The following is a 13,661-nucleotide window of genomic DNA, read 5'->3' as shown; positions in this document are numbered from 1 at the left end:
ACGGCGGTCAGAACTGGATCTCGTTGATCGTGTCGGCTATCGAGTTCAGGAAGCGTTGGATGTCGTCGGCCATGCCGGTCGAGGCGAGGAAGAAGCCGAAAAGTATGGCGACGACCGCCGGGCCCGCCTTGATCGTGCCTCCGCGAATCAGCACCACCAGGATGATTCCCAACATCAGCACCACTGACAACGAAATGGCCACACTGATCACACCCTATGGTCGGTCCGCTCTACCGGCCCAGGGATGCGTTCCCTCGCACCCCCGCCAGATCCATCGTGCCACCAACCAGGCCACCCTATGCGGCCGGTGACGCATCATCGGCCCCACGAGATCGATTTATTACCATAGAGAAACCAAGGGCACAGAAATATGTTCTTTATGGGTAATTAGATGGACATTTACGTCTCTACAGACCGAGAAGCGCGCGCATTTTGACGTATTTCTCGGTCAGGCGGATGCGGGTCGGGGCGTCGAGTACCGCCAGGCGGGCCGGGTCCGCGTTGTGCGCCAGGTCCGCCTCCTTGACCAGGAGTGCGCCCGGGGTGTCGAGGATGCGCCGGGCGTACGCCTCGGGGGCCTCCCCCGCGCGCTTGGTGACGGCCAGCACGATGTCCTTCGTACGGCGGGACAGCGCGGCTTCCTCCAGTCAACCCTCGGGGAGCGCGTCGTCCTCCACGGCGTCGTGCAGCCAGGCCGCCGCGATCTGCTCGTCGTCGCCGCCACGCGCGCGTACGCCCTCGGCCACGGCCTGGAGGTGCTCCGCGTAGGGGCGGCCCGCCTTGTCCGTCTGGGCGGCGTGCGCGGCTCGGGCCTTCACCTCTACTTCGGCCAGGGTCAGGGGTGTTGGGGGGTTCCCGGGGCTTTTCGTCATCCGGTCAGTGTGGGGTTGTGGATGGCCCGGCGGGGGTCAAGGATCGTTTGGTAAAGTAAGTATTGACGGTTTCTTGACGTTCTCTTGACTCTGGAGGCAGGCTCATCGGACACGCGGACACTCTGATCGCCATGGGCGGCGCCTTTCTCGCCGCCGCGGTTCTCGCCCGGCTCGGCAGCCGGATCGGGCTGCCGACCATCCCCCTCTTCATCCTGGCCGGGATACTGCTCGGCCCGCACACCCCCGGCATCGTGCTGGTCTCCGACCCGCACGACATGGAGATGCTCTCGGCCCTCGGGCTCGTGCTGCTGCTCTTCTATCTCGGCCTCGAATTCCATCTGGACGACCTCAAGGCGGGTGGCCGGCGGATGGCGCTGGCCGGGGGCACGTATCTCGCGCTGAACGTCGGCGCCGGCCTGGGCTTCGGATTCGCCCTCGGGTGGGGCACCTCCGAGGCGTTGGTCCTCGCCGGGGTGCTGGGCATATCGTCGTCCGCCATCGTCACGAAGGTGCTGGTCGACACGGGTCGGCTGGGCAGTCCCGAGGCGAAGCCGATCCTCGGGATCATCGTCGTCGAGGACGTCTTCCTCGCGCTGTATCTCGCCGCGCTGCAGCCGGTGTTGTCCGGGGCGGATTCGCTGGGGGCTGCGGTTCTCGACGGGGGCAAGGCCTTCGGGTTCCTGTTGCTGCTGGCGCTCGTGGCTCGGTTCGGTACGCGGGTCGTGGGGCGGCTGTTCGCCGTCGAGGACGACGAGTTGCTGGTGATCTCGTTCCTGGGCGCGGCGGTGTTCGTGGCCGGGGTGTCCGAGTGGTTCGGGGTCGCGGACGCGATCGGGGCGTTCATGGTGGGGCTGATGCTGGGGAGTACGGCGTCCGGGGAGCGGATACGGAAGCTGGTGCATCCGTTGCGGGACGCGTTCGGGGCGATGTTCTTCTTCGCGTTCGGGTTGTCGATCGATCCTGGGGATCTGCCGGTGGTGGTGTGGCCGGTGTTGGCGGCGGTTGCTGTGACGTTGGGGATGAATGTGCTGGCGGGGGTGGGTGCGGCTCGGGTGTACGGGTTCGGGGCGCGGGGGGCTTCCGTGATCTCGAGCACGTTGTTGGCTCGGGGGGAGTTCGCGTTGATTCTGGCGACGATGGCGGCGGGGGCGGGGTTGGATGCGCGGCTGTCGCCGTTCATCGCGGGGTATGTGCTGGTGTTGGCGGTGTTGGGGCCTGTGGTTGCGGGGTGGGTGCCCGGTTTGTTCGCCCCCGCCGCCCCTACCCGTTCCCATCCCCTGGGGGCTGCGCCCCCAGACCCCCGCTTGTCGCGCTGAACGCGCTCGTCCTCAAACGCCGGACAGGCTGAAATGCCCCGTCAGATCGTCGCCTGGGCCGTGGGGCCCTCTCTGCAGATCAGGAGGAGGGCCCTGTCGTCGTTCACGTCCTTTGCCACCGCCTCGATTAGGTGCCAGGCCGCTCCGTGGAAGCCGCCTGCCACGTAGCGGTCCGCCTCGCCTGTCAGGCGGTCGATGCCTTCCACGATGTCTCGGTCCGAGGTTTCCACCAGGCCGTCCGTGAAGAGCATCAGGACGTCGCCGGGGCGGAGGGAGCCCTTGACCGGGTCGAACTGGGCGCCGTCGTAGACGCCCAACAGGGGGCCCTCCGCGGCCTTTTCCTCCCAGCGGCCCGTGCCCGCGCTGAGCTGGAGGCCCGGGGGGTGGCCGGCCGAGAAGAGTTCGTAGTCGCCGGAGTCCAGGTCCAGGACCAGGTGGATCGAGGTCGCGAAGCCCTCGTCCCAGTCCTGGCGGAGGAGGTAGCCGTTCGCCGCCGGGAGGAAGGCGTGAGGCGGGAGGGAGCCCAGTAGGCCTCCGAAGGCTCCTGAGAGCAGGAGGGCTCTGGAGCCTGCGTCCATTCCCTTGCCCGAGACGTCCGTCAGGACGACCTCCATCGTGCGGCCCCCGTTCGTCCGGGCCGCCACCACGAAGTCGCCCGAGAACGACTGGCCGCCCGCCGGGCGCAGCGCCATCTCGCGGTGCCAGCCCTGCGGCAGCTGCGGCAACTTGCTCTGGACGCGGATGCGTTCGCGCAGGTCGAACAGCATCGTGCCGCCTCGTCGCCAAGGGACGCCCACTCGGCTGCGGAACTGGGCGATCAACAAGCCGAAGAAGCCGCACGCCGCCACCACCAGGACCACTCCCGGCGTGACCCTGCTCGGGCCCTCCGTGTACGGGCCCAGCTTCACCGACTCCACGATCAGTGCCGACGCCGCCGCCGCGTACAGGCTCAGCAGACTGGCCGGGCGCAGCAGTAGGCCGCCGGCGACGATCGGGAGGACCAGCAGGGCCGGTGAGCACCACACCGAGTTGGCGAGGGTCATGGCCGCGATGACCGGGATCGTGAGGAGCAGGCCCGCGAGCGCGATCCAGTCCGAACCGTCGCCCCGGAAGTAGTCCACGGCGGATCTGCGCACGCCGGTGCGGGCCCGGTGAACCTGCTTCTTCAACCGGGCCGTGAACGTCTCGGCTTCCGCGCGCCGCTCTCGTCCTGCTGCCATTAGTTCGGGACCCTATCCATCGGACCAGCTGCTTGGCACGGGAGGTCCCACTTGTCCCCCGTCCGAGGTTCAACTTCACAGTGAAACCCACCGAGAGCCGGTCCGAGGCCACGAGGGAGAAATTCCCTCGCTCGTCCCGCAATGCCCTGGTAGTCATGGTCTATGACGACCTCCAGGACCTCCGGTACGCCCTCCGGCACGACCGATCTGCGGGTACTTCGGCCCGACGACTGGGATCAGTGGTACGACAACCTGCTCCGCGCCTTCGGTGGAATGCCCGAGTCCGCCGAGGAACGGGAGTTGTGGAAATCACTTACCGAACTCGACCGTTCCGTGGGTGCCTGGGACGGTGATCTGTGCGTCGGCAGTGCGAGCGCGTTCACTTTCCAGGTAACCGTACCGGGTGGAGCCTCCGTTCCGGCAGCGGGCGTGACCATGGTCGGCGTCGCCGGCACGCACCGCAGGCGCGGGGTGCTCACGTCGATGATGCGCCGGCAACTGGACGACGTACGGAGCTGGGGCGAGCCCCTGGCGGTGCTGACGGCCTCCGAGCCCGCCATCTACGGGCGGTTCGGGTACGGCGTGGCCACGCACTCGCTGACCATCGAGATCGACACGACGCGGGTACGGCTGTCGGTGCCGGACGGGACCGATGACGTACGGCTGCGGTATGCCGTACCGACCGAGGCCCTGGACGTCTGCGAGGCGGTGTACGCGCGGCGGGTGCCGGAGCGGCCCGGGATGCTGGCGCGGATGCCTGGTTGGGCGCGGGCCGGGGTGCTCGACCCGGAGAGCGAGCGGGACGGGGCTTCGCCCTTGCAGTGTGTTGTCGCCGAGCGGGGCGGGGATGTTGTGGGGTTCGCTCGGTTTCGGGTCAAGCCCGACTGGGACGTCTCCGGGTCCAACAGCGCGGTTGTCGTCGAGGATGTGCATGCGCTTGACGCCCCCTCGCACGCTGCCTTGTGGCGGTTCCTCTTCGATCTCGATCTGACCTCGAAGATCATCGCGCGCGGGCAGCCGGTCGACGAGCCCTGGCATCACATGGTGTCGGACATCCGGCGGTGCGGGCTGCGCAGGCGGGACGCGCTGTACGTACGGCTGGTGGACCTGGGGGCCGCGCTGGAGGCGCGGACATACCAGGCGCCGGTGGATGTCGTGTTCGACGTCGAGGACGCGTTCTGTCCGTGGAACTCGGGGCGTTGGCGGCTGAGCGGCGATGCCAAGGGGGCGGTGTGCGTGCGTACCGAGGACGCGGCTGATCTCGCCTTGTCCGTACGGGAGTTGGGGTCCGCCTATCTGGGGGGTCTGTCGTTGGCCGGGCTGGCAGCCGCCGGGCGGGTGCGGGAGGTCCGGCAGGGGGCGTTGGCCGAGGCCTCGGTGGCGTTCGGGTCCGTGGTGACGCCCTGGTTGCCGCACGGGTTCTGATCCGCCCGCCGGCGCCCGGTCACTGCTTCTGGCAGGCCGGGCACCAGAAGAGGTTGCGGGCGGCGAGATCGGCGGTGCGGATCTCGCCGCCACAGAGGTGGCAGGGCAGGTTGGCCCTGCGGTAGACGTAGACCTCGCCGCCGTGGTCGTCGACGCGCGGCGGGCGGCCCATCGCCTCCGGGGTGTGTTCCGGGCGGACGGTGTCGATGCGGTTGTTGCGTACGCCCTCGCGCATCAGGGCGACCAGGTCGGTCCAGAGCGCGGTCCACTCGGTGGGGGTGATGTCCCTGCCGAGGCGGTACGGGTCGATGCCGTGGCGGAAGAGGACTTCTGCGCGGTAGACGTTGCCGACTCCCGCGATGACCTTCTGGTCCATGAGGAGGGCGGCGATCGTTGTGCGGCTGCGGCTGATGCGGGTGTAGGCCGTGGCGGGGTTCGCGTCCTGGCGGAGGGGGTCGGGGCCCAGGCGGGCGTGTATCGCCTGCTTCTCGGGGTCCGTGATCAGGGCGCAGGTGGTGGGGCCTCGGAGGTCCACGTACGCGGTGTTGTTCGCGAGTCGGAGGCGGACCGTGTCCGTGGGGGGTGGGGCGGGGGTGGCGCCGAAGTTGACCTTGCCGAAGAGGCCCAGGTGGATGTGGATCCAGTCGGATTCGCGGAAGCCCAGGAAGAGGTGTTTGCCGTGGGCTTCGGTGTGGGTGAGTTCGGCTCGGTCGAGGAGGGCGGCTGCGTCGGAGAACTTGCCCTGGGGGCTGGTTACTTGGGGTGCTGTGCCTAGGAACGCGGCGCTGTAGTCCTGGGCCAGGCGGTGGATCGTGTGCCCCTCAGGCACGGGTGCTCCTTCTTTGTCCGCGGGTGGGTGGGGGTTGCTGTGGGGGTGTTTTCGCCCCCGCCGCCCCTACCCGTTCCCATCCCTGGGGGCTGCGCCCCCAGACCCCCCTTTGTCGCGCTGAACGCGCTCGTCCTCAAACGCCGGACAGGCTGAAAAGACCGGCCTCGTCCTCAAACGCCGGACGGGCTGAGAGGCCTCAGGGGCGCGGGGAACTGCGCGACCAGCCCCCACTCACCTGCAGCCGACTACTGGTCCTGAGGGTGGTGCGGCGGGATCTGCGGCAGCTCGCCCGTCGTCTCGTAGGCGGTCAGCATGTCGATGCGGCGCTCGTGGCGCTCGTCGCCCGAGAACGGGGTTGCCAGGAACGTCTCCACGAACTTCGTCGCCTCGTCCTGGGTGTGCATGCGTGCGCCCACCGCTACCACGTTGGCGTTGTTGTGCTGGCGGCCCAGCGACGCCGTCTCCTCGCTCCAGGCGAGTGCCGCGCGCACGCCCTTCACCTTGTTCGCCGCGATCTGCTCGCCGTTGCCGGAGCCGCCGATGACGATGCCGAGGGCGTCCGGGTCGGCCGCCGTGCGCTCTGCGGCGCGGAGGCAGAAGGGCGGGTAGTCGTCGAGGGCGTCGTAGATGTGGGGGCCGCAGTCCACGGGGTCGTGGCCGGCCTCCTTGAGCCACTCGACGAGGTGGTTCTTGAGTTCGAAGCCCGCATGGTCCGAGCCGAGATACACGCGCATGGGACGAGTGTGACATGCCTGTTTCGGGGCAGCAGCCTCGGGGGTTGATCGCGAAAACTCTACGCAACACTGCGGAACCTCAAGGAAATCTCAAGTAACGATCTGGATTCAAAGGTTCAGGAATCCCTTTGCCTCGGATTCACTGGACCAACTGTTTACGCCGTACCCACCGGCGCGCTTCCCCGATCACCCGGCGCAAAGGAATTCCCCCCATGACCGCTTCTCCGTCCTCCGGGCTTCAGGCCGGGCTCAAGAACCGGCATCTGTCGATGATCGCCATCGGCGGTGTCATCGGGGCCGGGCTCTTCGTCGGGTCCAGCTCGGGTATCACCACCGCCGGCCCCGGCATCCTTCTCTCCTACGCTCTCGTCGGCACGCTCGTCGTGCTGGTGATGCGGATGCTCGGCGAGATGTCCGCCGCCAACCCGACCTCCGGCTCGTTCTCCGCGCACGCCGACCGGGCCCTCGGGCGCTGGGCCGGGTTCTCCATCGGCTGGCTGTACTGGTTCTTCTGGGTTGTCGTGCTCGCCGTCGAGGCGACCGCCGGGGCCACCATTCTCGAAGGGTGGATTCCCGCCGTACCGCAGTGGGCCTGGGCGCTCATCGTGATGGTCGTGCTGACCGCCACCAACCTCGTCTCCGTCGGTTCCTACGGCGAGTTCGAGTTCTGGTTCGCCGGTATCAAGGTCGTCGCCATCAGTGCTTTCGTGGTTATTGGCGGGCTTGCCGTGTTCGGTGTGCTTCCCGGGGTCGACAGTGAGAAAGCCGGGCTCTCCAATCTCACCGACTCCGGCGGGTTCCTGCCCAACGGGCCCGGCGCCATCCTCACCGGTGTACTGCTCGTCGTCTTCTCCTTCATGGGCAGCGAGATCGCCACACTGGCCGCCGGTGAGTCCGAGGACCCGCAGCGGGCCGTCACCAAGTCCACCAACAGCATCATCTGGCGTGTCGCCGTCTTCTATCTCGGGTCGATCTTCGTTGTCGTGACCTTGTTGCCGTGGAACGATCCCTCGATCAAGGAGAAGGGCTCGTACGTCGCCGCCCTCGACTCCCTCGGTATCGCGCACGCCGGTCAGATCATGAACTTCATCGTGCTGACCTCGGTGCTGTCCTGCCTCAACTCCGGGCTCTACACGGCCTCCCGCATGGCCTTCTCGCTCGGGCAACGCGGTGACGCGCCCAAGGCCTTCGCACGGACCACGTCCCGTGGCGTACCGCTCGCGGCGATCGTCGCCTCGGTCGTCTTCGGCTTCGTCGCCGTCTTCTTCAACTACAAGTTCCCCGACTCGGTCTTCCTCTTCCTGGTCAACTCCAGTGGTGCGGTGGCCCTGTTCGTCTGGCTGGTCATCTGCTTCTCGCAGCTGCGCATGCGGAAGATCATCGAGCGTGAGTCCCCGGAGAAGCTCGTCGTGAAGATGTGGCTGTACCCGTATCTGACCTGGGCGACCGCCGCTCTCATCGTCTTCGTCCTCGGCTACATGCTCACCGACACCGAGCACGACGGACGCGAGACCGTGCTTCTGTCGCTGCTGGTCGCGGCCGTAGTGCTCGTCATCGCCTTCGTCCGGCAGAAGGCCGGGCGCGGGACCGTCGTCGCGGCCGGCGGTCCGGCGTCGGACGTTGCCGATGACGACGACGTCGTCAAGGTCGGTTAGCGATCCGAGTGGTCTCAGTGGTCAGGGAGTTGTTCACAGCACCGTGAACGACTCCCTCACCCGTTCGTAGGTCCGTACCGCCTGCTGCTCGATCTCCTCGTGGTACCAGGTGCTGACCTGGTACGACTTCCCCTCCACGTCGAATCCGAGCAGCCGGGCGTGCCAGTGGGTGCCGTCCAGGGTGAAGGTGTACTCCCAGACGACCGCCGGATGCCCCTGGTACGTCGTCTCCGCGAGGGTGATCTTCCGGTAGTCCTGACCCTGGCGGGCGTTGCGCTCCGACTCCTCCCAGGTCTCCAGCAGATCGCCCCGGGCGAGCGAGGACTTGGCCAGGAGTTCCTGCCTGCCGTCGGGGGACGTGTAGTGCACCTCGGCGCCCGTCTTCACGTCCCGGCGCCAGCCCTTGGGCGTCGCCCACGCGTATCCGCCCGCCTCCTCGTGCGCGCCTGGCGGCAGGCTGCGCGGGCGTGACGTGCCCTCGACCGTGGGTTCGGGGGTGGGTGCGGAAGTTGTTCCGGGTGAGGTGGGGGCGGCCGAGGTCGCCGGCGACGATCCCGGGGTCGCCGTGTTCTTGTCGTCGGGTGAGCCGGCGGTTGAGGCCAGGACTATCCCCACCACCGCCCCTGCCGTGACCATTCCGGCCGCCACCATGCCCGTACGGCGGCGGCCCCGGCGCCGGTCGCGGCCCCGCCCGGGGTCGGACGGGCGCGCGGGGCCCGGGAGTTCGCCGGGCGGCGGCTGCGGTGGCACCGTCTGCGGGGCCGTCGGGAGGGCGGCCGCCTGCCGCTCCGGGGTATGTCGTGGCTGCGCCGGCGGCTGGGTTCGGACCTGTGTCCGTGCCTGTGTCTGTGTCTCTTCCCGCTCCTTCGTTCGGACCAGGGAGACCCCGGCCTTGCGCACGGGGATCGCCGAACCGGCCTCGGACCGTATCTCGGAGGGGACTTCGGTGGAGGCGCTGGATGCCTCCGGGGAGGCAGCGTAGGAAGGGGTTCCCAGGACGGGGGTGGCTGCCGCGTGGGCGGCGGGGATCGCGTCCGTCGGCTCCGCGGGTTCAGGTGCGGGGTCGGGCGCGGGTTCGAGTTCGGGTTCAGGTGCGAGTTCGGGTGCGAGTTCGGGGTGGGGCTCCGGCTGCTCGCGTGGCTGTCGTGCGGCCCGTACGAGTGGCGCGTCCAGGTAGGCGGGGGTCGGGGTGTCCTGGGGCGGCTGTACGGGGGTGAGGGGCGCCGTGTCCGGGCGACCGTCCGGTATCTCAGGTATCTCAGGTATCTCAGGTATCTCTGGTATCTCCGGTGCCTTCGGCTCGGGCTCCTCTTCCGGCTCGGGCGTCGGCGTCGGCGTCGGAAACGCCACCGGCCTCAGTGCCAGCTCCACGTCCTCCAGTGCGGGCCTGGCCGACGGTTCCTTCTCCAGGAGGGCGGCCAGGATGTCGTGCAACGGGCCTGCTGCGGCGGGGAGTTCGGGGTCCTCGTACAGGACCGCGTGCAGTGTCGCGAGGGTTGTCTCGCGGGAGAACGGGGAGCGGCCGCCCAGCGCCGCGCAGAGTGTGGCGCCCAGGGACCACACGTCGGACGGCGGGCCCTGGTGTCGGCCCGACACGCGCTCCGGGGCCATGTAGTCGGGGGAGCCCACGAGCATCCCGACCATCGTGAGGGCCTTCGCGTCCTGGATGGCGGCGATGCCGAAGTCGGTGAGGACGACCCGCTGGTCACGTCGTTCCACGAGGACGTTGCCCGGTTTGATGTCCCGGTGCAGGACTCCCCCGGCGTGCACCTGGCGCAGTGCGGAGACCAGGCCGAGGCCGATGCGGGCCGTGTCGGCCGGGGCCAACGGGCCGTCCTCGACGAGGAGTTGTTCGAGGGAGCGGCCGGCGACCAGCTCCATGACGATCCACAGTCGCTCACCCTCGTCCACGACGTCGTAGACGCGCACGACGTTCGGGTGGTCGATCCTGGCCGTCGCCCTGGCCTCGCGGAGTGTGCGTTCGCGGCGGGTGCGGGTGTCCTCCGCGTCGAGTCCGTCGATCCGCATTTCCTTGACGGCCACCGGCCGGTCGAGTATTTCGTCGGCGGCTCGCCACACCCGCCCCATTCCCCCCTGACCAATGCTTTCGACCAGCCGATATCGGCCCGTCACCACAAGACCTGGAGCACCGCCGCCCGTATTCCCCGGCAATCCTCTGCACCCCCTCAACGCACGCCCCACCAGAACCACAATGGTCACACTTCGTGCCGTACCAGCATAGTGGTGAGAAATCTTGTGGTACCTCTTCAAGTACTGCGAATTCAGGCGCAGTCCAGGGGGATCCTAGGGGGACGAACATGAGTTCTGGTCGCACGACGGTCATCGCGGGATCGCTGCTCACGGCATCTTTCTCGGCCGTGATGATCCTTTCCTTCACCGCCAGCGCGGATGACCAGGGACCCGGCAGCAGCAAGGGGGGAAAGGCAGTTGACGCGGCGCCCGAGGGCGTCAAGTTGACCACGGAACTGCCCGAGAGCATCTCCGTCGACAACAGTTCGAAAGAAACCGCACTGACCGCCACGGTAAAGAACGAGGGGAGCAAGGAGAGCGGCGATATCCGGCTTCTGGTCGTCGGATTCGACGGTATGACGGTCAAGAACGTCCAGGGCTGTGCGGAGATTCCCGAAGCGGATCTTCCGGAAGGTTCGAACAGCGGTTTCAACTGCGCCGTCGGCAGTCTCGCGGCCGGTAAGTCGAAGTCGTACGACGTGGAGGCGACGTACGACCTGGGCAAGACCGGCAAGATCTGCCTGCCCGTGCAGACGACCGACGGTTCGAAGACGTACTGGCAGCAGGGCCCGGTCCCGTTCGGTACGACGAACCCGTCGCCGAACGCCCCGGCCACTCCGCTGCTGCTCGGCACCGACAACAAGCCGGTGGCGCCCGGGGGCGACGAGCTGCCGAGGACCGGCCCGGCGCGCGATCTGCTCCCGCTCGGCGCGGTCGGCGCGGCGCTGCTGTCCGCCGGGGCGGCGGGCATGTGGTGGTCGCAGCGGCGGCCCCAGCAGCAGTCACAGGGCTGATCGGCACATGGAGGAGGGGGAGGCGGAATCCGCCTCCCCCTCCTCCAACTCCTTCAACGCGCCGTTGTTCAGCTCTTGTTGACGAACTTCCAGGCCGTCGGCAGTACGCCCATCGCCAGCGCCGCCTTCAGCGCGTCGCCCAGCAGGAACGGGGTGAGGCCGGCGGCGATCGCCGCGCTCGCGCTCATGTCGGCGGCCAGGGCGAGGTACGGGACGCCGATCGCGTAGATGATCGCCTCGCCGAGCAGCATCGTGCCCGCCATGCGCGGCATCGAGCGGTCGGCGCCGCGGCGGGCCAGCGCGCCCACGGCGGCGGACGCGAGCAGCATGCCGAGGATGTAGCCGAAGGACACAGACGTGCCCGAGCCGCCCTCCGCGAACCACGGCACGCCCGCGAGACCTGCCAGGGCGTAGAAGGCGAGGGCGGCGAGGCCGCGGCCCGCGCCGAGCGCGGTGCCGACGAGGAGCGCGGCGAAGGTCTGCCCGGTCACCGGCACCGGCGAGCCGGGCACGGGGACGGCGATCTGGGCGGCGATCCCGACGAGCCCGGCACCGCCGAGCACGAGCGCGGCGTCCCGGACGCGGGAGGCGGGGAGCAGGTCGGCGAGGACCTGCCCGGGGCGGGCGGGTGCGACGGCGGTTGCCATGGGGACTCCGCGGGGGTGTGGGTGAGCGGCAAGGGACGTCTTGACGCTATCCCAGCGTCCTCGGGCCGATCACCGTCAGCGCTCGACAAAGGGGGCGACGGCGGCTTGGTGGGCTCTGGACAAACGGTGGGGGTTACACCCGGTACGGGGTGATGCCGGTCACTGAGGTGGAGTGGTTCGGGCTACGGGGATGTGCGGGGTGGCTTCTGTAGGGTTCCGCCAATCCCGGCAGCCGCCTGGACATGTGCCGTCTCGCCCGCTGGTCGCCATCTGGGCAGCGGCGGACCGTTTTGCTAGCTTCGTGCGCATGGTCGCCCAGTCCCGGTACTTCTCGTCGCGTCGCTATGTCGACCTGCGACGCGTGGGCACGGCCACCTGTCGCCGCCCCGGGTGAGGCGGCTCCGGCGCGCCTCGCTCCACAGGACTCCCTGAGTCTTCACGACTCCCCGAGTCCTCACGAGACGGCGCAGTGTCGGACCCGTTCCCCGAGGATGATCGCCATGCCCCGTGCCGCGGCACCCACCCTTACCTCTCCCTCCCCTTCTTCCCGCATACCTCGCGCCGCCGATCCCGACCGGCGCCGGACCAGCGCGAGTGTCGTCCTGCGGTCCGTTCTGGAACACGGTCCGGTCGCGCGCAGCACCATCGCCCGGCTGACGGGACTGTCGCCCGCGTCGGTGACGGACTACTGCGCGCGGTTCGCCGAACTCGGCCTGATCCGTGAGGAGTCCGCGCCCCGGCGGTCGAACGGGGTGGGGCGTCCGCACGTCCCCGTCGACCTGGACAACTCCCGGTTCGTCGTGGGCGGAGTTCATGTGGCCGTGCCGTACACGACGGTCGCGCTGCTCGATCTGCGCGGACGGGTGGTGGCCCAGCGGGAGTTGAAGCACGAGCGCACCGACCCCGGGTGGGTGCTCGCGCGGGCCGCCGAGGGGCTGCGGGCGCTGCTGGACGGCGCCCCCGCCTGCCGGGCCCTCGGGGTCGGCGTGGCCGTCGGCGGCTGGGTGGACCGGGAGTCCGGGACCGTCGTCGAGCACCCGATGCTGGGCTGGCGGGACGTGGCCGTGCGGGAGGCGCTCGGGGCCCGTACCGGGCTGCCGGTCCATGTGGACGGGCATGCGCGGGCGTTGGTCAACGGGGAGCGGCTGTTCGGGCCGGCGCGGGGCAGCGGGAGCGTGCTGCATCTGTTCGTCGGCAACGTGGTCGACGCGGCGTTCGCGACCAACGACGAGGTGCACCACGGTCCGCGTTCCCAGTCGGGCGCCATCGCCCATCTGCCGGTGCCGGGCGGTACGGAGGTCTGCGACTGCGGTCGTACGGGCTGCCTGCAGGCCGAGTTGAGCGAGCGGACGCTGTGCCGGCGGGCGCGGGAGGCGGGCGTCGTCGAGGGCACGAACCCCATGCACGTGGTCGCGGCGGCGGCTGCGGGCGACCCGGATGCCGTCGAGCTGCTGGTGCGGCGGGCGGGTGCCGTGGGGCGGGCGGCGCGGCTGCTGCTCGATGTGCTGAATCCGGAGACGGTGGTCGTGACCGAGGTCGGGACCATCTACCGCGAGGACTGCCTCGCCGCGCTGCGCGAAGGGGTCGGCGCCGACCGTGCGGCCTCTGTCGTGCCGACGAGTTTCCCGGATTCGGTGCTCGCGGTGGCGGGCGGTTCGGTGGCGCTCGATGTGCTGTACCGGGATCCGCTGGCCGCTTCACCTGATGCCGCTTCACCTGTGGCTATTTAATTCAGAAACTCCGAATGTTGACAGGGGTTCCGCATACCCGCGAGCATCATTTCATGAGCCCTCACCTGCACTGTCGCACCCTTTGTTGCTGACTCGTTGCCCCGTGTGACGCGCTCATTTCTGCTGCGTGATTTTTCTCGCCACGCCTTTCTCCTGCGTTTGTTCCGCACTGCCTCGGCATTGATTCAG

General features: G+C 68.9%; 11 protein-coding genes and 1 pseudogene. 5 read left to right on the top strand and 7 right to left on the bottom strand.

The window, feature by feature from the left end:
- Positions 1–7: 7 nt before the first annotated feature.
- Both LUX31_RS33890 and LUX31_RS33885 read right to left on the bottom strand, forming a co-directional pair.
- Complete coding sequence (locus LUX31_RS33890) at positions 8–202, bottom strand: hypothetical protein (RefSeq protein WP_006383514.1); 195 nt, start codon at positions 200–202, stop codon at positions 8–10.
- A 205-nt stretch (positions 203–407) separates the two neighbouring features.
- Positions 408–872 (bottom strand): annotated as a pseudogene (locus LUX31_RS33885) (HD domain-containing protein).
- Between the two features lie 131 nt (positions 873–1,003).
- Between LUX31_RS33885 and LUX31_RS33880 the strand changes: the two are divergent.
- Entirely contained in the window at positions 1,004–2,188 is a 1,185-nt protein-coding gene (locus LUX31_RS33880) for a cation:proton antiporter (RefSeq protein ID WP_235479128.1), read from the top strand.
- Positions 2,189–2,229: 41 nt separating this feature from the next.
- On the opposite strand, the gene LUX31_RS33875 is transcribed toward LUX31_RS33880, so the two are convergent.
- Complete coding sequence (locus tag LUX31_RS33875; RefSeq protein ID WP_235479127.1) at positions 2,230–3,408, bottom strand: PP2C family protein-serine/threonine phosphatase; 1,179 nt, start codon at positions 3,406–3,408, stop codon at positions 2,230–2,232.
- Between the two features lie 162 nt (positions 3,409–3,570).
- Here LUX31_RS33875 and LUX31_RS33870 point away from each other — a divergent pair, with 162 nt between their 5' ends.
- Positions 3,571–4,833: a GNAT family N-acetyltransferase gene (locus LUX31_RS33870; RefSeq protein ID WP_235479126.1), complete on the top strand. Its 1,263-nt coding sequence runs from the start codon at positions 3,571–3,573 to the stop codon at positions 4,831–4,833.
- Between the two features lie 19 nt (positions 4,834–4,852).
- On the opposite strand, the gene LUX31_RS33865 is transcribed toward LUX31_RS33870, so the two are convergent.
- Together LUX31_RS33865 and LUX31_RS33860 are read right to left on the bottom strand one after the other, a co-directional pair.
- Positions 4,853–5,662 (bottom strand): Fpg/Nei family DNA glycosylase, encoded by an 810-nt coding sequence (locus LUX31_RS33865; RefSeq protein ID WP_235479125.1) that lies wholly within the window; start codon positions 5,660–5,662, stop codon positions 4,853–4,855.
- 245 nt (positions 5,663–5,907) lie between these two features.
- Positions 5,908–6,396: a ribose-5-phosphate isomerase gene (locus LUX31_RS33860; protein ID WP_235479124.1), complete on the bottom strand. Its 489-nt coding sequence runs from the start codon at positions 6,394–6,396 to the stop codon at positions 5,908–5,910.
- Between the two features lie 212 nt (positions 6,397–6,608).
- Here LUX31_RS33860 and LUX31_RS33855 point away from each other — a divergent pair, with 212 nt between their 5' ends.
- Positions 6,609–8,051 carry an amino acid permease gene (locus LUX31_RS33855; protein ID WP_235479123.1) on the top strand — a complete coding sequence of 481 codons (1,443 nt, stop codon included), beginning with the start codon at positions 6,609–6,611 and terminating at the stop codon, positions 8,049–8,051.
- Positions 8,052–8,084: 33 nt separating this feature from the next.
- Here the strand turns inward: LUX31_RS33855 and LUX31_RS33850 are convergent, their stop codons facing one another.
- Positions 8,085–10,139, bottom strand: a complete 2,055-nt coding sequence (locus LUX31_RS33850) for a serine/threonine-protein kinase (protein ID WP_235479122.1) — start codon at positions 10,137–10,139, stop codon at positions 8,085–8,087.
- A 230-nt stretch (positions 10,140–10,369) separates the two neighbouring features.
- Here LUX31_RS33850 and LUX31_RS33845 point away from each other — a divergent pair, with 230 nt between their 5' ends.
- Entirely contained in the window at positions 10,370–11,095 is a 726-nt protein-coding gene (locus tag LUX31_RS33845; RefSeq protein WP_235479121.1) for a hypothetical protein, read from the top strand.
- A 68-nt stretch (positions 11,096–11,163) separates the two neighbouring features.
- On the opposite strand, the gene LUX31_RS33840 is transcribed toward LUX31_RS33845, so the two are convergent.
- Positions 11,164–11,742, bottom strand: coding sequence for a biotin transporter BioY (locus LUX31_RS33840; protein ID WP_235479120.1), 579 nt, complete (start codon positions 11,740–11,742; stop codon positions 11,164–11,166).
- Positions 11,743–12,242: 500 nt separating this feature from the next.
- Between LUX31_RS33840 and LUX31_RS33835 the strand changes: the two genes are divergently transcribed.
- Complete coding sequence (locus tag LUX31_RS33835; protein ID WP_235479119.1) at positions 12,243–13,472, top strand: ROK family transcriptional regulator; 1,230 nt, start codon at positions 12,243–12,245, stop codon at positions 13,470–13,472.
- The last annotated feature ends 189 nt before the right edge of the window (positions 13,473–13,661 follow it).

This window comes from Streptomyces sp. GQFP (assembly GCF_021545335.1).
Classification (GTDB): Bacteria; Actinomycetota; Actinomycetes; order Streptomycetales; family Streptomycetaceae; genus Streptomyces.
Note: the sequence above shows the minus strand (reverse complement) of the source record. Positions and strands in the feature narration are given on the sequence as shown.